The following is an 18898-nucleotide window of genomic DNA, read 5'->3' as shown; positions in this document are numbered from 1 at the left end:
CCCCGGGCCGGAAACCGTCGAGCGGTGCCGCCTGTTTCACGTGAAACAGCATCTTCTTCGGGGGCCACCGCCCGCACGCGTGTGCAGCATGAAACACTGACGCCCATGCAGGACTCGGAACTCACCCCGCTGATTGACGACACCCCCATCGGACGTACCGCACAGGCCGCGGTCGAGGCGCTGGGCCGTGTCGGAGAAGCTCTGCCCCGCCCGGCCAGCACCCGGGTGATGGTGGTCGCCAACCAGAAGGGCGGCGTGGGCAAGACCACCACCACGGTGAACCTCGCGGCCTCGCTGGCCATCCACGGCGCGAGGGTGCTGGTGATCGACCTGGACCCGCAGGGGAACGCCTCCACTGCGCTGGGCATCGACCACCACGCCGAGGTCCCGTCGATCTACGACGTCCTGGTCGAGGGCAAGCCGCTGGCCGACGTGGTCCAGCCGGTGGTGGACGTGGAGGGCCTGTTCTGCTGCCCCGCGACCATCGACCTGGCCGGGGCTGAGATCGAGCTGGTCTCGCTGGTGGCCAGGGAGAGTCGGCTGCAGCGGGCGATCGAGGCCTATGAGCAGCCGCTCGACTACATCCTGATCGACTGCCCGCCTTCGCTGGGGCTGCTCACCGTCAACGCCATGGTGGCCGGTCGCGAGGTGCTGATCCCGATCCAGTGCGAGTACTACGCACTGGAGGGCCTGGGTCAGCTGCTGCGCAATGTGGACCTGGTGCGGGCGCACCTCAATCCGCATCTGCATGTGTCGACGATCCTGCTGACCATGTACGACGCGCGGACCCGGTTGGCCTCCCAGGTCGCCGACGAGGTGCGGAGCCACTTCGCCGACGAGGTGCTGCGGACCAGCATCCCGCGTTCGGTGCGGGTCTCCGAGGCCCCCAGCTACGGGCAGACCGTGCTCACCTACGACCCGGGGTCGACCGGGGCGCTCTCCTATCTGGAGGCGGCCAAGGAGATCGCCCTGCGCGGGGCCGACAAGGACGCGCGTGCCGCTGCCGTCTACCCGCAGCAGCCGCGGCGGATGGCCGAGCCGCACGGGTCGGGACAGTCGGGGCAGTACGAGGCGTCGCAGCACGAGACCGCAGGGCACGGCACGATGGAGGGTAACCGGTGAGTGAGCGTCGTAGAGGTCTTGGGCGTGGCCTCGGGGCATTGATCCCGGCGGCCTCGGGCCCGGAGAGCAGCAGGCCTGCCTCCCCGGCCATCGGCGGCTCCCTGGCGCCCAGCGAGGTGCCCGCACTCGGCGGCTCGGGTGCGGTGAGCACGCTGGAGCGCACCCTGGAGACCGTTGTTTCACGTGAAACGGCGGACGTCTCGCCGCTGCGTGCGGTGGACGGTGCGTACTTCGCCGAGATCCCGTTGGACGCGATCACGCCGAACCCGCGCCAGCCGCGTGAGGTCTTCGACGAGGAGGCGCTCAACGAGCTGGTCCACTCCATCAAGGAGGTGGGTCTGCTCCAGCCGGTGGTGGTCCGTCAGGTCTCCCCGGACCGCTATGAGCTGATCATGGGCGAGCGCCGCTGGCGTGCCTCCCGTGAGGCGGGGCTGTCGGCGATCCCGGCGATCGTCCGGGCGACCGACGACGAGAAGCTGCTTCTGGACGCGCTGCTGGAGAACCTGCACCGGTCCCAGCTCAATCCGCTGGAGGAGGCCGCCGCCTACGACCAGCTGCTGCGGGACTTCTCCTGCAGCCATGAGGAGCTGGCCGACCGGATCGGGCGCTCGCGTTCGCAGGTGTCCAACACCCTCCGGCTGCTGAAGCTGCCGCCCGCAGTGCAGCGGCGGCTGGCGGCGGGGGCGTTGCAGGCCGGCCATGCCCGCGCGCTGCTCGGGCTGGAGGGAGCAGAGGCGCAGGAGGCGCTGGCGGCGCGGATCAACGCCGAGGGGCTCTCGGTGCGGACGGTCGAGGAGATCGTCCAGTTGGCCAAGCTGGAGCAGGGGCCCGCGAAGAAGGCGCAGGCGCCGCGGGCCGGGAAGCGGGTGCACCCGGCGCTGGCGAGTCTGGCGAGCCGGCTGTCCGACCGCTTCGACACCCGGGTGAAGGTCGAGCTGGGCAAGGACCGCGGCAAGATCGTGGTGGAGTACGCCTCGATGGACGACCTGGACCGGATCCTGGCGTTGTTCGCCCCGGGCGAGGGCCAGGTGCTCAAGCAGGAGAAGGCAGACGTGGACGAGGAGGCCTAGCCGACGGTCCGTCGGTACGCCATGAGGGGCCCCTGTTTCACGTGAAACAGGGGCCCCTCGGCGTCGCGGTCTACAGTGTGGAGCATGGGACGCAGGCTGGTACCGATCACTCTCGACTCGCTCGCCGACCTCCCGCTGACGTGTCGCTCCTGCGTGTTCTGGGAGCTGGACCCGGTCAGCGGCGAGGCGGCGGTGAAGGCGGGTGTGGCGGGGGCCGAGAAGGAGTCCTGGATCTCGGCGGTGCTGCTGGAGTGGGGCTCCTGCGGGCGGATCGCCTATGTGGACGACGTCCCGGCGGGGTTTGTGCTCTACGCTCCCCCGGCGTATGTGCCGCGGGCGCTGGCCTTTCCGACCAGTCCGATCTCCCCTGACGCGGTGCAGTTGATGACGTCGATGGTGCTGCCCGGATTCCAGGGGCAGGGGATCGGCCGGACCCTGGTGCAGGCCGTTGCCAAGGATCTGGTGCGGCGGGGGTTCAAGGCGATCGAGGCGTTCGGTGACGCCCGCTGGCAGCAGGCGAGCTGTGTGCTGCCGGCCGACCATCTGCTGGCGGTGGGGTTCAAGACGGTGCGGACGCATCCCCGGTATCCGCGGCTCCGGCTGGAGGTGCGCTCGGCGATCTCCTGGAAGGGGGAGATGGAGGTCGCCCTGGAGCGGCTGTTGGGCGCGGTGCAGAAGGAGCCCACGCTGCGACCGCTGTAGTCCGGCGGAAGACGGGCGACGGAGACGGGGCGGCGGAGACGGGGCGGCTCGGCCGGGTGCGTGTTTCACGTGAAACAGCGGCCCGGCCGAGCCCAGGCCGAGCCGCGGGCCGACCGGTCCCCGACGGTCTCAGACCGTCCCCGCCGGAAGGTGCAGCACGCCGGTGGGGGCGTCGTCCTCGGGCGGCAGGTAGAGCCGCTGGACCGCGACGGCGATGGCCTCCACCGCCTGGGCCCGGAGCGCCGGGGAGGAGAGCCGGACCGCGTCCTGGATGTTGGTGAGGTAGCCCAGCTCCAGCCGTACCGCGGCCATCCGGGTGGAGCGCAGCAGGGTCCAGGTGCGGGCGTGGCTGCGGTTGTCGCCGAAGCCGCAGCGGGCCACCAGCTCGCGCTGGACCAGCCCGGCGAACTGCTTGCCGGTGTGCGACCAGCGCCCTCGGCTGTCGTCGCCGTAGTAGTAGCTGGACGCCCCGGAGGCGTGCGGATTGCTGTGTCCGTCGAGGTGCAGCGAGAGCATCAGGTCGGCCCCGGTGGCGTTGGCGAACTGGGCCCGCTGGATCTCGTCGCCGCCGTTGTCCGCCCCCCTGGTGAGGTAGCTGCGGACGCCGAGCGCGGTCAGCCGTCCCTCCAGCCGGGTGGCGACGTCCCAGACGATGGCCGCCTCGGTGTGGCTGTGAGCGGTGACGCCGGTGTCCTCGCCGCCGTGTCCGGGGTCGATGATGACGACCTTGCCGGCCAGGGCGGAGCCGGAGTGCAGCAGCATCTCGGTCTCCCGCATCACGTGCGGGGCGCCGCCGACGACGGTGCGGGCGAGCCGGGCCAGCACGGTGAAGGTGGCGGGTCCGAGGGTGCCGTCCGGCTGCAGTCCCATGTTGCGTTGGAACTCGCTGAGGGCCTGGGCGGTGTCCTGTCCGAAGATGCCGTCGACCCGGCCCGGGGTGAAGCCCATGTCCAGCAGCCGCTGCTGGAGTTGGGCGACGTCGTCACCGACCTGGAGGTTGCTGACGACATGGCTGAGCACCCGGTCGCCGAGTCTCCACCGGGCCTCGTTGAGGTGCCGGTAGGTCTCCGGGCCGACGACACCGTCGGCGGTGAGTCCGCGCTGCTGCTGGAAGTGGCGCACCGCGGCGTCGACCGCGGGGTCGAACAGCGAGGAGGCGGAGGCCAGTTGGCGGTGCCGGTCGTGGTCCGCGGCGAAGCCGGTCCCGCCCGCGGTCCCGTCCTCGGTGCCGGGCAGGAGGCCGAGCAGGCTGAGCTTGAAACGGATCTCGGCGACTGCTGGCCCGGTGTCACCGAGCTTCCATCGGTAGGTGTGGGCCGGATGCTGCTGGGTCATGATGCGAGGGTCCCCTCCTCCTCATGGACTGCCATGATCGTACGCGCCGTTTCACGTGAAACATCCGTACCGCCCGCAACGACGTCGGGGAAACCACCGTACGGTGGTTGCCCCGACGTCGATCCGCGGTGCGCGGTCGGCTGCTGTGCGCGGTCCCGGTGCTAGCCCTCGTCGCCGAGGATGAACGGGGCCAGGTCGCGCATCAGCGCACTCTTCGGCTTGGCGCCGACGATGGTCTTCACGACCTCGCCGTTCTGGTAGACGTTCAGGGTGGGGATGGAGAGCACGCCGTACTTCGCCGGGACGGCGGGGTTGGCGTCGATGTCCAGCTTGGCGATGGTGATCTTGTCGCCGAACTCGGCGGCGATCTCCTCCAGGGCGGGGGCGACCTGGCGGCACGGGCCGCACCAGGTGGCCCAGAAGTCGACCAGCACGGGCTTGTCGCTCTTGAGCACCTCGGCGTCGAAGGTGTCGTCGGTCACGGTGATGGTGGCGCCGGCCACGGTGTCTCCTCGGGTGTGCGGGGGAAGCGGGATGGGGTCGGGGTGAGCGGCGGGGGCGGGGTCAGACCGCGCCGACGGCCGTCAGGCTCGCGGTGTGGGCCAGCTGGGCCAGGTAGCGCTCGGCGTCCAGGGCGGCGGCGCAGCCGGTCCCGGCCGCGGTGATCGCCTGCCGGTAGGTGTGGTCGACGACGTCGCCCGCGCCGAAGACACCGGCCACGTCGGTACGGGTGGAGGGGGCGTCGACGGTGAGGTAGCCCTCGCCGTCCAGCGCCAACTGGCCCTTGAACAGCTCGGTCCGCGGGTCGTGGCCGACGGCGATGAACAGGCCGGTGACCGGCAGTTCGCGGGTCTCGCCGGTGACGGTGTCGCGCAGGGTCAGCCCGCTCAGTTTGGTCTCGCCGTGGATCTCGGCCACCTCGCTGTTCCAGGCGAAGCTGATCTTGGGGTCGGCGATCGCCCGGTCCTGCATGGTCTTGCTGGCCCGCAGGCTGTCCCGGCGGTGGACCACGGTGACGGACTTGGCGAAGCGCGACAGGAAGGTCGCCTCCTCCATGGCGGTGTCGCCGCCGCCGACCACGACGATGTCCTGGTCCCGGAAGAAGAAGCCGTCACAGGTGGCGCACCAGGACACGCCGCGGCCGGACAGCTCGTCCTCGCGGGGCAGTCCGAGCTTGCGGTGCTGCGAGCCGGTGCTGACGATGACGGCGCGGGCGCGGTGCACGGTGCCCTCGGAGTCGGTGACGGTCTTGATGTCGCCGCTGAGGTCGACCGAGACGATGTCGTCCGGGACCAGCTCGGCGCCGAAGCGCTCGGCCTGGGCGCGCATGTTGTCCATCAGGTCCGGACCCATGACGCCGTCCTGGAACCCGGGGAAGTTCTCCACCTCGGTGGTGTTCATCAGCGCGCCGCCGGCCGACACCGCCCCCTCGAACACCAGGGGCTGCAGGGAGGCACGTGCCGTGTAGAGGGCGGCCGTGTACCCGGCCGGGCCTGAGCCGATGATGATCACGTTGCGGACGTCGCTCACTGCACATCTCCTGAATCGCTTCGCAAGCCTTGGGGGCCGGCGAGACGGAAGGCACCGCTGCCTCGTTCCATCCCGCTCAACGGTTCCCCAGTGTCCCGCATTCCCGGCGGTTCAGTCGCGCGCCACGGTCTGCCGAAGCAGGACGCCGCGGGCGCAGGAGGCGTCGACGAGGTAGGCGTCGGCCGGGCCCTGCGGGTGTGCGGGGTCGGTGTAGACCAGGGCGAAGACCGGGGTGCCGGCGTAGACGCCGCGGCCGACCCCCAGCGGTTCCTGCCCGGTGCGGCCGACGGCGGTCAGCACGCAGGACGGCAGGTCGGCCGGGCCCGCGGAGGCGGCGGGGGCGTTGGCGGTTCCGGTCTGCACCTGCGGGTGCAGACCGGCGGTGCCGGGCAGCAGCAGCGGTTTGAGCTGCTGCGGCAGCTTCGCCTCGGTGAGGGCGCCGAGCGAGGGGATGCCCGCGGCGACCGCGGCCGAGGGCGGCTGCGCGCCGGTGCCGCTCGCGGACTTCGCGGTGCCGCTGGTCTGCACCGCGCCGCCGCCGCTCTGCACGATCGCGGTGCCGATTACACCGACCACGGCGAGCGCGGCCAGGCCGAGCACCGCCCGTCGCCAGCCCCGGCTCCGGCCGCGACCGGGACCCGCGGGGGGCCGTGCGCCGCCTGGGGCGGTCCCTGCGGGCGCGGCGGCACCGCGAGGCCCTCCAGGGGCGGTGGACGCGTCGTCGGCGGCCCCGGGGGTCTTCAGGGGCTTCGGCGCGGCGGGCCCCGGGCCTGGGTCGGGGGCGGCGTCCAGCAGGGCCTGCGCCGCGAGGGCGGCGTCGATGCGGACGGCGACGTCGTCGGGCAGCACCGGCGCTGGGGACGCCTCCAGCAGGGCGCTCACCTCCCGGAGTGCGGCGAGGGTCTCCGCGCAGTCCGCGCAGTCGGCGAGATGGGCGCCGAGCTGTGCGGCGTCCGCCGGGGGCAGCAGGTCCTCCAGGTACTCCGCGACGGTCTCGACGGACGGGTGCCCGAAGGCGTCCGGGGCGGAGTTCGGCGGGGTGGGGTTCATGTCGGCTGCTCACCTCCTGCGCGGGGGGCGTCGGATCTCCGGCTGTCCGGGTGCGGACCCGGCGGACCTGGTTCGTGCGGACCTGGCGTGGGTGGGACGGACGTGCCCCCGTTCGGGTTCCTTCCCGCTTCGGGCGGCGGTGTTTCACGGGCCGGTGCTTCAAGCGCTGGTGTTTCACGCGGTTGTGTTTCACGCGGCTGTGTTTCACGTGAAACGTCGGCCCGCAGGTGCGCCGTCAGCGGGACCAGCCGGGCCCGGCCGCGGGCGCAGCGGCTTTTCACGGTACCGACCGGGACGCCGAGGATCTCCGCGGCCTCGGCCACCGGGTAGCCCTGCATGTCCACCAGCACCAGTGCGGCACGCTGCTCCGACGGCAGGGTGGCCAGCGCGTCGCCCAGCTCCCGGCGCAGCTCGCCCCGCTCGGCGGAGACGTCGGCGCCCTCGTCCAGGCCGAGCAGGGTCTCGGACGCGTCGTCCAGCGGGCGGGTGCGCCGGGTCGCGCTGCGGCGGGCCCGGTCGAGGCAGGCGTTTACCACGATCCGGTGCAGCCAGGTGGTGACCGCCGACCGCCCCTGGAAGGTGTGCGCCGCGCGGAAGGCGGAGACCAGGGCGTCCTGGAGCGCGTCCGCGGCCTCCTCGCGGTCGCCGAGGGTGCGCAGCGCCACGGCCCAGAGCCGGTCGCGGTGCTGGGCGACGAGCACCCCGAAGGCGTCGTGGTCCCCCGCGACATGGCGGGCCAGCAGCGCCGCGTCGGACTCGGCGCCCGATTCCGCGGCCGACTGCGCTGCGGGGCGCTCGTCCCCGGACGGTTCTGCCACTGTCGATCTTCCCCCGTTGCGGGCCGTCAGCCCAGGACCTGGATCTCCGAGATCCCGCCGCGGTAGCTGTTGGGACTGGTGGGGTCCGCGGGAAGGCTGGTGAGGTGGATCAGAAGGTAGCGGGTGCGGACCGGGGTGGCCAGGGTGTCGCTGGTGAAGCTGGTACCGGCGACCGGACCGAGGTTGGAGACCCGCTGGCTGAACTGGGCGCTGCCCTGGGTGGGGGCGGCGGTGGCGTCGGCCGGCGCGGCGAGCACCTCCAGGGTCTCCCCGGCGACCGGGAGGGTCAGCTTCACCGCGGAGACGCTCTGCACACTGCCCAGGTCGACCACGATGCCGCTGCCGTCGGCGCGGCTGGGGATGTTGCCGAAGTTCGGGTAGTTCCGGTACTGCGAGGTCATCCAGGCGGTGCCGGGGTTGCCGTCGACGCTGAGCGGCGCCTGGTCGGCCGCTATCGGGACGCCCCGGGGGGAGAACTCGACCGCGCCGGTGATCCGCAGCGGCTTCAGTGCCTGCTGCGACGCGGCCGGGGTGGGCTTGCCGCCGGGGCCGACACCGGCCCCGACCTGGTTGCCGCCGGTGGTCGCCGGGGTCTTCGCCATCAGCGCCTCGGCGGTGCCCCAGCTGCCCAGGCCCACCGCGGCCAGGACCACCAGCGAGATCGCCCAGCGCAGCGCCTTGCCGGTCCGTCCGGGCAGGGCCGGCGGCGCGACCGGCGCGGCCGGGCCGGGACGGCGCGGCGGGACCGCGGCGGAACCGCTCAGCGGCACCGAGTCGGGGTAGCTGCGGGTCGGGTACTCGGGCAGCACCAGCGGCTCGGGATCGGGCTGGCGGATCCGGGGCACCCGGTCGAGCGCCTCGGCCAGCTCCGCGGGGGAGGTGACCGGTGCCAGGTGCCGGACCGGGGTCGGGCACAGTACCCGGGCGCAGACGTCGGAGAGCCCGCGGTGCACCCCGGCCCTGACCTGCTCGGGCGGCACCACGCCGATGGTCCGGGGCATCCCCTGCAGTCCGTGCCGGTCCTCCGGGTACGGCCAGCGGTGCGTCAGCGAGGCGAACAGCAGGGCGCCGATGGCCTGCGCGTCCTGGCGCTCGGCGGTGGCCCGGTCCACACCGTCCAGGCCGTGCAGGGCCGAGTCCAGGGCGATGCCGGTGATCCGGTACTGGCCGCCGTCGCTGCGCAGCACGCAGGCCGGGGTGAGCCGGAGGTGGGACAGGCCCCTGCGGTGCGCGGCGGCGATGGCGTCGGTGACCTGACGTGCCATCTGGTACGCCTCGTAGGGCTCCAGCGGGCCCTCGGCGAGCATGGTGCCCAGGTCGGTGGCGTCGGGCAGCCACTCCCGGATGATGTAGACCAGGCCGCCCTCCTCGACCGCGTCCAGCACCTGGACGAAGCGCGGGTCTCCGAGCAGGGCGGCCCTGCGGGCGGCGGCGACGGCGGCCTCGGAGCGGGCGTGTCCCGGGGCGAGCAGGTGGATCCCGACCGCGCGGCGCAGCTTCTCGTCGACGGCGCGCCAGCTGGTGAACACCCCGGCCTGGGTGAGGCACTCCTCCAGCCGGTAGCGCCCGGCGATCCGGTCCCCGCTGTGCCGCACCGGCGCGGGGAGCAGCGGGGTGGGCGGCTCGGCCGCGGGTTCGGCCGCGGCGGCGGGGGGCTCGTCGGGGGCGGTGGCGTCGGTGGCGTCGGCGGTGTCGGTGTCGGTGTCGGAGACGGTCGCGGGGTCGGTTTCGGTCCTGGTCCCGGGGGTGGCGTCCGCCGTGACGTCGGCTGTTGAGGCGGGGTCAGTTTCGGCGTCAGCTCCGGCGTCGGCGTCAGCTCCGGCGTCCGTGGCTGCCTCGGATTCGGGCCCGGGGCCGGGTTCGTCGGTGGCCGCCGCCGCGTCGGGGCCCTCGGTCCCGGCCGCGGGACGTGCCTCGGTGACGAGTTCCTCCATGTCCGGTTCGCCGCTCTCCGCGATCGTGTCGACCGGAGCCTTGCTGCGATCCGCCACCTTCGTCCTGCCTCCCCTTGGTGTCCCCCGAGGTCGTGCCGAGGGGCGTACGGTCAATTGTGCCAACTCCCGCTATCCGATTACGACCCACGATCCCCCCTGTTGGTTGCGCGGGCGAGGCGGGATCCGGTCTCAGCGGCCGAGCTTCGAGCGCACCATGCCGATCAGCGGGGTGAGTTCCTCGATCCGCATCCGCTGCGCGATGACGACGAACAGGCCCATCTCCACCGTTCCGCCGACCACCACGGCCGCGATGTCGGCCAGTACACCGCCGCCGATGCCGCGGACGATCAGGTGGCCGAGCACGTAGCCGACCGCGGCCGGGACCAGTGCGGCCCCGATCAGCTTGCCGTAGGTGCGCTTGATCCTGGCCCCGTCGAGGTCGCCGACCCGGTTGCGCAGCCGGGGCAGCGCCACCATCAGGCCGACCAGGTAGGACAGGCCGTAGGCGAAGGCCATGCCGGTGACCGCCCAGTGCCGGGGCAGGACCAGGTAGCAGATCCCGGACAGGGCGGCGTTGCTGGCGGCCACCCAGATGGTGTTGTAGAAGGGGGTCCGGGTGTCCTCGTACGCGTAGAAGCCGCGGAGCAGCACGTACTGGGCCGAGTAGGGGATCAGCCCGAGCGCGAACGCGGAGAGCATGAAGCCGACCGAGGAGCCCGAGGAGCCGTAGAGGGACGGGCCGATGAAGGGGCCCAGCGACAGGAACACGAACGCGGCCGGGACGATGGCGACGGCCGAGGTGCGCAGGCCGTAGGAGAGGTCGTCGCGGACGGCGGCGGCGTCCCCGTCGGCGGCGGCCCGGGAGATCCGGGGCAGCACGGCGCTCATCACCGACACGGTGATCACGGCCTGCGGGAGCTGCCAGATCAGCAGGGCGTTGGAGTAGGCGGCGAGTCCGGCGCGGTCGGCGCCGGCCGCGAGGGTGACCAGCTGGGTGACGGCGAGGAAGCCGGCCTGGTTGGCGAGGACGAAGAAGAAGGTCCACTTGGCCAGCTTGGCGGCGTGGCCGAGGCCGTGGCCGCGCCAGTCGAACCGGGGGCGGAACGTGAACCCGGCCTTGTAGAGGTAGGGGACCATCGACAGGGCCTGGACCACGAGGCCGAGCAGGGTGCCGATGCCGAGCAGCCGGACGCCCTCGGGGGAGATGGTGTCCGGGGTGACGTGGGTCTGGCTGTACGGCCCGTACACCCAGGCGTACATGCCGAAGGTGAAGATGATGACGACGTTGTTGAGGACCGGGGTCCACATCATCGCGCCGAACCGGCCGCGGGCGTTGAGGATCTGGCCCATCACCACGTGGACGCCCATGAAGAAGATGGTGGGCAGGCAGTAGCGGGCCAGCGAGACGGTGACCTGGGCCTGTTGCGGGTCCCGCATGACCTCGGTGGAGACCAGGCGGACCAGGATCGGTGCGGCCAGGACGGTGACGAACACGACGCCGCCGAGGCCCACCACGACCAGGGTGAGCAGGCGGTTGGCGTAGGCCTCGCCGCCGTCCTCGTCGTTCTTCATGCTGCGGACCAGCTGCGGTACGAAGACGGCGTTCAGTGCGCCGCCGCCGACCAGGATGTACAGCAGGGTGGGCAGCGTGTTGGCGACGTTGTAGGAGGTGCCGAGGGCGTAGAGGCCGATCGCGTAGGCCATGACCATGGTGCGGACGAAGCCGGTGCCCCGGGAGACCAGGGTTCCGGCGGCCATGACTGCGCTGGAGCCGAGCAGTCCGCCGATCCGGCCGCCGGACTTGGCGGCGGGCTCGCCTGCGCCGGTCTCCGGCTCGGCGGAGACGTTGATCTGGAACAGCGGCATGGTCCCGGTGGACTCGGCGACCGAGTCGCCGCCCGCCGCGCCGTAGGTGCCGGGCGCGTAGGCCTGGTCGGCGTCGCGGAACAGGTAGGCGTACGGGTCGGCGGCGGGGCTCTGCCGCCGGGCGCGGGCGGTCTGCTCGCTCTCGGTGGCGTGGCTGAGCAGCTCGTCCACGCCGACGTCGGCGTAGCCCTGCGGCGGGCCGAAGCCGGGCACGGTGCTGCCGTCCGGGGCGGTCCCGTCCGGGGCGGCCGGGTAGCCGGGGGCGGGGGCGTAGGAGGCCTGGCCGGGCGGGTAGCCGCCCTGCTGCGGTCCGGGGTCCTGGTACTGCTGCGGCTGGTGGTACGGGTCCTGGGCGGGCTGCTGAGGGTAGCCCCCGGCCCCGGCGTACGGGTCCTGCTGGTACGGCTGCTGTTGCTGGTACGGGGGCTGCTGGTACCCGGCGGGCTGCTGCGGGTAGCCGTCCTGCGGGGGGTAGCCGGGCTGCTGCTGCGGGTGGGCCCGCTGCCGGTGGCCGCCCTGCTGCGGGTGGCCCTGCTGCGGGCCGGGCTGCGGGTAGCCGGGGCCCGGCTGGGGGTAGCCGTCCTGGGGGTAGCCCTGCTGCGGGTAGGGCTCCTGGGCGTACGGGTCCTGGGCGTAGGGGTCGTGCGCGTAGGTCTCGTCCAGGTACGGATCGGCCACGGCCTCGGCGGCCGGCTGCGGGACCTGGACCTGGTCGGCGGGCGGCGTACCGCGGTGGGGGCCGCGTCCACCGCGTCCCTGCTGGGTCCTGCCGTCGCGCGGCGCGCTCATGCCACCTCTTCCGGATGCTTGTCCTTCAGGGACCACCCTCTCATCCGTCGGCCGCCACCCCGGGAATCAGGGCGCGTTTTTTTGAGGGTGACCTGCGAGTTGTCCGTCGCGCGCGGTCGTCGGGGCGGTTCCGCCGTCCTCGGGGCCCTCGGCCGGGTCGTCCCCCTCGCCGTCGCCCGTGTCGTCGGCGCCGTCGTCCGTGTCGCCGTCGGGGCCGCCGGCGGTGTGCTTGCGTTTCCAGTACAGCCGCAGGCCCGCCAGCAGCACCAGCAGGCCGCCGCCGGCCATGACCGCGATCACGCCGCCGGGCAGCTTGGTGATGTCGACGGTGAAGCCGACCGGGTCGCCGTAGGGCTTGTGGTCGGCGGTGGTGTAGAGCTGCGCGACCATCTGGACCTTGTTGTTGGCGAAGGCCTTCACCGGGAACTTGATGGTGATCTTGGTGCCGCCGCCCGCTGCCACCGGCCGGGACGCGACCGAGGTGAACTGCTGGCTGCCGAGGCTCAGCCGGGCCGCGTTGGTGGAGCTGAGCTCGACCTCCAGGTTGATCACGCCCTGGGACAGGTCGTTCTGCACGGTGATCGGGATGGTGGCGGAGCCGCTGCCGGAGAGGGTGATGGTGCCGCCCGGCTTGGGCAGGATGCTCACCTTGCTGTACAGGCTCATCAGGTAGTCGGCGGCGTTGTCGCGGTAGTTGTCGCCGAGACCCGGCTGGGCCCGCCACTGGGTGGACACCGAGCGCAGTATCGCCGAGCTGAAGGCGGTCCGTACGGTGGCCGGGTTGACCAGGATCTTCTCCAGCTCGGCGAGCTTGTCCTCGGTGTTGGAGACCGCGTACAGCTCGCCCGCGTTCAGCTCGGACTTCCGGGCCGAGGCCGGGTAGGACGACGGCGAGGGCACGGCCTTCCCGGCGCCGGGGGACGGCTTGGCCGCCGCGACGCTGCCGAAGGCGGCCGGGGTCGCCCAGGCGCCGGCCACCGCCGCCTTCAGCGACGCGGCCAGCACCTGCGCGGTGCTCGCGGACATGTTCCGCGGCGGCTGGATCAGGATGCTGCGCTGGTTGTTGGGCTGCTCCAGGGTGATCGCCAGGGTCTCGGCCAGGAAGCGCTGCTCGGCCATGGTCTGCGCGCTGGGCGTGGACAGGTCCCCGGCGAAGATCGCCGACAGGGTCGGGTCGGCGGCGACCGCGGTGGTCCCGCCGCCCAGTGAACGGGCGGCGTCGGGAGTGTAGTTGAGGCCGGGGGACGGCAGGCTGGCGCCGTTGGCGACGATCCGGGTGTCGCCCGCGTCGCGGGCCAGGGCGACCACCGAGCTGTCCAGGTAGCCCTGGTAGGGCCAGGCGACGTTGTGGCTGGCTTCCACCTGCAGCGGGTTGAGGCCGACCTGACCCAGGTCGGTCCCGGCCACCTGGACCGCGTCCTTCAGCGTGCTCGACCCGGGGGCGTTGTGGGCGATCGAGGCGAGGTCCGGGTCGGCCGCCGGGAGGGAGATCACCTGCTGGCCGTCCAAGCCGTTCAGCGCCGTCTGCAGGGCGTTGCGCCAGCCGGTCGCGGTGGCGGTGCCGGTGCCCGGCTTGGTGCAGTCGCAGCCCGCCGAGACGCCCTGGGAGTCGTCCCCGCTGACGACCCGGTACTTGGGCGTCATCTTCAGCACGCCGGCGATCAGGTCCGGGTCGATCACCCAGGTCGGCTTCATCCCGGACAGGCCGAGGTCGGCGCCGATGGACTCCAGCTGGCCCAGCCGGCCCTCCGCGCCGAGGTCCGCCGCCAGCGTGTCGTCGCTGAACACCGCCTCCTCGTTGCCCGCGGCGTCGGCGTAGGTCTGCGGCTGCACCCGGGGGGCCTCCACCAGCGGCCACAGTGTGGCGATCCTGGTGGGCTTGTCCTCCTTGCTGCTGAACAGCGGGAGGTAGGTCCTGGCGATGCCCAGCGGGTGCGGGTAGGCGGCGCTGCTCACCGCGCCCTGGGCGTCCACCGCGAGCTGGTAGACGTGGTCGGCGCCCAGCTGCAGCGAGGCGATGTCGACGGTCAGGCTGAACACCGGGCTGGTCGCGCCCGGCGCCAGGTCGCCGAGGTCCTTGTCGTAGCGGTCGACCTCCTGCGGGTCGCCGCTCTGCGGGGTGTCCTGGTCGGCCACCGAGGCGATGTCGGAGCGGCTGGCGAGCGGCTGCGGATCCACCCACACGCCCACGTGCAGCGTGGAGATGGTGCTGGTCCCGGTGTTGGTGACGGTGCCCTTGAGGGTGATCGTCCCGGTCGGCGACGGCACCGCCGGGGTGATCGCGCTGAGGACGACCTTCGCCGGGTAGCGCTCGCCGGAGGCCCGTACCGTGCCCACGGCGGCGGCCGGGGCCGCGGCGGCCCGGTCCTGGGCCGGGGTGACCGCGCCCGGCTCGATCCGGTACTGGGCGGCGCCCGCGGCGGGGGCCAGGGCGGTGCCGCTGCCCAGGGCGAGGCCGGCGGCCAGCAGCACCGTGCCGGCCCGGCGCGTACGCTCCCAGCGGCGGCCCCCGCCGAACCGGCTTCCGCCGAGCCGGGTACTGCGACCTGTGTGCCGTGCCGCCACGCCCACGCGCCCTCGCCGTTCTGTCGCTCTCGGTGCCCTGCCACGGCCCTGCTGCCGACCGGTTCCCCCGGCATCGTAACGACGTTGCCTGGGAGGCGTCGCCGCCGGGAGCGCCCATCCGGGTGCGATCCGGCGCCTCGGAGCGGTCGGGCGCCTCCCGCCATAACGAGGCGCGGACGGTGTGTCACGGCACGTAGGCTTGTCTCTCGTGCCGAACGTCATGCATTCCACCGATCCCACCGACTCCCGACCGGTCGACGCCCTCAGCGCCGCGCAGCAGGCCGCGGTCCGCGAGGTCCTCGGCGCGTACCCGGTCGCCGACGAGCTGGGGCGGCGCTTCCAGCAGGCCGGATTTCGACTTGCGCTGGTGGGCGGCTCGGTGCGGGACGCCCTGCTCGGCCGTCTCGGCAACGACCTGGACTTCACCACCGACGCCCGGCCGGAGCAGATCCTGGCCCTGCTGAAGCCGTGGGCGGACGCGATCTGGGACGTCGGGATCGCCTTCGGCACCGTCGGTGCCCGGAAGAAGGCCCGGCCGGCCGCGGACCCGGTGCACGGCGAGCCGTTCGACTTCCAGATCGAGATCACCACCTACCGCTCCGAGGCGTACGACCGCGACTCCCGCAAGCCCGAGGTGTCCTACGGCGACACCATCGAGGAGGACCTGGTCCGCCGCGACTTCACGGTCAACGCGATGGCCGTGGCGCTGCCCGAGGTGGTCTTCGTGGACCCGCACCGCGGCCTGGACGACCTGGCCGCGAAGCTGCTGCGCACCCCCGGCACCCCGGAGCAGTCCTTCTCCGACGACCCGCTGCGGATGCTGCGGGCCGCTCGCTTCGCGGCCCAGCTGGACTTCGAGGTCGCGCCCGAGGTGGTCACCGCGATGACGGAGATGGCCGGGCGGATCGACATCGTCTCCGCCGAGCGGGTCCAGGCCGAGCTGAACAAGCTGCTGCTGTCGCCGAACCCGCGGGCCGGGCTGCGGCTGCTGGTGGACACCGGGCTGGCCGCCCGGGTGCTGCCGGAACTGCCCGCGCTGCGGCTCGAACTCGACGAGCACCACCGGCACAAGGACGTCTACGAGCACTCGCTGACGGTGCTGGAGCAGGCGATCGAGCTGGAGCAGGACGGCCCGGACCTGACCCTGCGGCTGGCCGCGCTGTTGCACGACATCGGCAAGCCGCGCACCCGCCGGTTCGAGGACGGCGGCGGGGTGTCGTTCCACCACCACGAGCTGGTCGGCGCCAAGATGGCGAAGAAGCGGATGCGGGAGCTGAAGTACTCCAATGAGCTGATCGCCGACGTGTCCCGGCTGGTGGAGCTGCACCTGCGGTTCCACGGCTACGGCGACGGCGAGTGGACCGACTCGGCGGTGCGCCGCTACGTCCGCGACGCCGGACCGCTGCTGGAGCGGCTGCACAAGCTGACCCGTTCCGACTGCACCACCCGCAACCGGCGGAAGGCGGCGGCGCTGTCCCGGACCTACGACGGCCTGGAGGAGCGGATCGCGGTGCTGCGCGAGCAGGAGGAGCTGGGCGCGATCCGGCCCGACCTGAACGGCGACGAGATCATGGCGATCCTGGGCCTGCGGCCCAGCCGCGCGGTCGGCGAGGCGTACCAGTTCCTGCTGGAACTGCGGCTGGAGAACGGCCCGTCGGGTCCGGAGGCGGCCGAGGCGGCGCTGCGCGAGTGGTGGGCCGGGCGGCAGGCCTGACCCGAGGGGGTCCGGTCGGCCGCCCGGCCGACCGCGCGGCGGGGTGTGCGGCGGGGTGCGCGGGTCAGCCGCCGGACACCGCGCCGACCAGCGCGATCAGCACCACCAGCAGCAGCAGGGCCGGCACCAGCAGGCCGATCATCTCGGGGCGCTTGAACACCGGTGCGCCGGGCACGAGTTGGGTCGCCCCGGGGGCGGGCGCGGCCGGGGGCAGGGCCTTCACCTTGTTGTAGGCGAAGATGTTGCGGACCAGCGCGACGCTGCTGAACAGCCAGGAGCTGTAGCCCCACCAGCCGCGGACCATGGTCTTCGCGGACATGTCCCGCATCACCGCGGTACCGCAGGTGTGGCAGAACGGGCCGCGGGTCTTGAGGAACTGCATCACCAGGACCATGCCGCGGTGGCCGTGGAAGGTCGTCTCCACGGCGGGGAAGCCCCCGCAGAACCGGCAGGTCGGCCCGCCGTCGTAGACCGGCTGCGGCTGCCCGTACGGGGACTGCTGCGGCTGCCCGTACGGCTGCTGCCCATAGGCCGGTTGCCCGTAGGGCTGCTGTCCGTATGGGGGTTGGCCATATTGCGGCGGCTGCTGCGGGTAGCCGTACTGCGGCGGCTGGGGCTGCTGCGGCGGGGCGTACCCCTGCGCCGGGGCGGGCGGGGCGGCGTAGGCCTGCGGGGGCGGGTAGCCCTGCGGCTGTCCGTACCCGGGTTGTCCGTGGGGGGACTGCTGCGGCGGGACCGCGGCGGGCTGCTGTCCGTACGGGCCGGGCTGCTGCGGGTACGGGTTCCCCCCGTACGGGTTGCCCGGGGCGGGCGGGGGCGGCGTGGCCATGGTGGGACCTCGGTGGTCGGTGGACGAGCGATGTCCTGCGCACGCTACCGTCCGGGCCCGGGGCCCGTGCCGCTGAGGGAGGATCAGCGGTCCGCTGTGGCCGACCGGTTACCCGGGCGGCGGTCCGACCGGGGGGACGGGGTCGGCCAAAGGGGGCGAAGAGGACGGATGGCGCAGGGTCAGCCCGTAGCCGACCGCGGTGGCGGCGTAGAGCACCGCGGAGCCGACCACCACCACCGGCGAGCGTCCGCTGTCCGGCATCAGCAGGGCGGCGACGGTGGCCGCCGCCACCAGCGCACTGTTGAAGAGGACGTCGTAGACGGCGAAGACCCGGCCGCGGTAGGCGTCCTCGACCGAGGTCTGCACCACGGTGTCGGCGCTGATCTTGATGCTCTGCGAGACCAGGCCGAGCAGGAACGCGGCGGTGATGATCGGCACCGGTGCGAAGGTGAGGCCGAGCGCCGGGGTGAGCACCGCGGCCAGTGCCGAGCAGAGCACCAGCCAGCCGGGGACGCCGGTGCGCCGGGTGGCCCAGGGGGTGAGCACCGCGGCGGCGAAGATCCCGGCGCCGGAGGCGGCCAGGGCGAGGCCCAGCCAGCGGATGCCCGCCGCCTGGTCGTCGGGGGCGGCGAAGGTGTTCCGGCAGAGCATCAGCAGCAGCACCAGCAGCAGCCCATAGCAGAAGCGGCACACCGTCACCGCGGCCAGCGCGTAGGTGGCCGCACGGCAGGCGCGGACCAGGTGGCGCAGCCCGGTGACCAGTCCGCGCACGGTCTGCGCCAGCACGGTCCGGATCGGCTCGGGGGACTGCTTGCCGCGGTCGGGGCCGAGCAGACCGGGGGCCATGGCGGCGGCGGCGAGCGCGGCGCAGCCGTAGCCGAGGGCGGCCAGCACCAGCAGTGCGGAGTTGGCGACCGGTCCGCCGGGGAGGAACAGCCGCACCACGAAGCCGGATCCGCCGCCGACGGTGCTGGCGACGGTGCCCAGGGTGGGTGCGAGCGCGTTCCCGGTGACCAGCAGCCCGGCGGGGACGACCTGCGGCAGCGCGGCCGAGAGCCCGGCCAGGATGAACCGGTTGACCCCGGTGACCAGCAGCGCCGCGGCGAAGAAGACCGGGGTGGGGACGCGCATCAGCACCAGCACGGCGGTGCCGAGGCAGAGCAGCAGCCGGACCAGGTTTCCGTACAGCAGGATCTGCCGTCGGCGCCAGCGGTCGAGCAGCGGTCCGGCGAACGGCCCGAACAGGCAGAACGGCAGCAGCATCACCGCGAAGGCGGAGGCGATGGCGCCGGGGGTGGGCTGACGCTCGGGCGAGAAGACCACATAGGAGGCCAGCGAGACCTGGAAGACGCCGTCGGACAGCTGGGACAGCAGCCGGGTGCGCAGCAGCCGCCGGAAGTCCGGCAGGCGGAACAGGGCCGCGGCGCTGCCCTGGGGGGCGGACGCACCGCGGATGATCGACACCTGCACAGAGTAGCGATCACGGCGCGGGTTTCACGTGAAACGTCGTCGTGTGAGACGTCGTCGGGCGAAACGCTGTCGCGGGCCGGGGGCGGTGCCGGGCAGGATGGCCG

Annotated in this window: 13 protein-coding genes and 1 pseudogene; 4 read left to right on the top strand and 10 right to left on the bottom strand. The window is 73.0% G+C overall.

Annotation, left to right across the window (positions count from 1 at the left end; all coding sequences use genetic code 11):
• Positions 1–105: 105 nt before the first annotated feature.
• The 3 genes from ACEZDE_RS13130 to ACEZDE_RS13120 all read left to right on the top strand — a co-directional run bounded on the left by ACEZDE_RS13130 (position 106) and on the right by ACEZDE_RS13120 (position 2894).
• Positions 106–1122, top strand: a complete 1017-nt coding sequence (locus ACEZDE_RS13130) for a ParA family protein (RefSeq protein ID WP_380535839.1) — start codon at positions 106–108, stop codon at positions 1120–1122.
• Complete coding sequence (locus tag ACEZDE_RS13125) at positions 1119–2192, top strand: ParB/RepB/Spo0J family partition protein (RefSeq protein WP_380535837.1); 1074 nt, start codon at positions 1119–1121, stop codon at positions 2190–2192. Before ACEZDE_RS13130 ends, ACEZDE_RS13125 begins: the two co-directional genes overlap by 4 nt.
• An 84-nt stretch (positions 2193–2276) precedes the next feature.
• Positions 2277–2894, top strand: coding sequence for a GNAT family N-acetyltransferase (locus ACEZDE_RS13120; protein ID WP_380535835.1), 618 nt, complete (start codon positions 2277–2279; stop codon positions 2892–2894).
• A gap of 129 nt (positions 2895–3023) precedes the next feature.
• Here ACEZDE_RS13120 and ACEZDE_RS13115 read toward each other — a convergent pair whose 3' ends face one another.
• The 8 genes from ACEZDE_RS13115 to ACEZDE_RS13080 all read right to left on the bottom strand — a co-directional run bounded on the left by ACEZDE_RS13115 (position 3024) and on the right by ACEZDE_RS13080 (position 14781).
• Positions 3024–4229, bottom strand: a complete 1206-nt coding sequence (locus ACEZDE_RS13115; RefSeq protein ID WP_380535833.1) for an N-acetylmuramoyl-L-alanine amidase — start codon at positions 4227–4229, stop codon at positions 3024–3026.
• A gap of 161 nt (positions 4230–4390) precedes the next feature.
• On the bottom strand, positions 4391–4732 hold the full coding sequence (gene trxA / locus ACEZDE_RS13110) for a thioredoxin (protein ID WP_380535831.1): 342 nt from the start codon (positions 4730–4732) through the stop codon (positions 4391–4393).
• 61 nt (positions 4733–4793) lie between these two features.
• Complete coding sequence (gene trxB, locus ACEZDE_RS13105) at positions 4794–5759, bottom strand: thioredoxin-disulfide reductase (protein WP_380535829.1); 966 nt, start codon at positions 5757–5759, stop codon at positions 4794–4796.
• A gap of 111 nt (positions 5760–5870) precedes the next feature.
• Positions 5871–6809 (bottom strand): anti-sigma factor family protein, encoded by a 939-nt coding sequence (locus ACEZDE_RS13100; protein ID WP_380535827.1) that lies wholly within the window; start codon positions 6807–6809, stop codon positions 5871–5873.
• Complete coding sequence (gene sigM, locus ACEZDE_RS13095) at positions 6806–7627, bottom strand: RNA polymerase sigma factor SigM (RefSeq protein ID WP_380535825.1); 822 nt, start codon at positions 7625–7627, stop codon at positions 6806–6808. Before sigM ends, ACEZDE_RS13100 begins: the two co-directional genes overlap by 4 nt.
• A gap of 26 nt (positions 7628–7653) precedes the next feature.
• Positions 7654–9618 carry a protein kinase family protein gene (locus ACEZDE_RS13090; protein ID WP_380535823.1) on the bottom strand — a complete coding sequence of 655 codons (1965 nt, stop codon included), beginning with the start codon at positions 9616–9618 and terminating at the stop codon, positions 7654–7656.
• Between the two features lie 132 nt (positions 9619–9750).
• Entirely contained in the window at positions 9751–12216 is a 2466-nt protein-coding gene (murJ, locus tag ACEZDE_RS13085) for a murein biosynthesis integral membrane protein MurJ (RefSeq protein WP_380535821.1), read from the bottom strand.
• A gap of 66 nt (positions 12217–12282) precedes the next feature.
• On the bottom strand, positions 12283–14781 hold the full coding sequence (locus ACEZDE_RS13080; RefSeq protein ID WP_380535819.1) for a DUF6049 family protein: 2499 nt from the start codon (positions 14779–14781) through the stop codon (positions 12283–12285).
• Between the two features lie 220 nt (positions 14782–15001).
• Here ACEZDE_RS13080 and ACEZDE_RS13075 point away from each other — a divergent pair, with 220 nt between their 5' ends.
• A complete protein-coding gene (locus tag ACEZDE_RS13075) occupies positions 15002–16495 on the top strand; it encodes a CCA tRNA nucleotidyltransferase (RefSeq protein ID WP_380536123.1) in 1494 nt (497 codons plus the stop codon).
• Between the two features lie 496 nt (positions 16496–16991).
• Here the strand turns inward: ACEZDE_RS13075 and ACEZDE_RS13070 are convergent.
• Positions 16992–17324 (bottom strand): annotated as a pseudogene (locus tag ACEZDE_RS13070) (hypothetical protein); the annotation flags it as partial.
• A 108-nt stretch (positions 17325–17432) separates the two neighbouring features.
• The gene (locus ACEZDE_RS13065; RefSeq protein ID WP_380535817.1) at positions 17433–18788 is read right to left on the bottom strand and encodes an MFS transporter; all 1356 of its coding nucleotides are present in this window, start codon (positions 18786–18788) and stop codon (positions 17433–17435) included.
• Positions 18789–18898 lie beyond the last annotated feature (110 nt).

It is taken from the genome of Streptacidiphilus cavernicola (assembly GCF_042510955.1).
Classification (GTDB): domain Bacteria; phylum Actinomycetota; class Actinomycetes; order Streptomycetales; family Streptomycetaceae; genus Streptacidiphilus; species Streptacidiphilus cavernicola.
Note: the sequence above shows the minus strand (reverse complement) of the source record. Positions and strands in the feature narration are given on the sequence as shown.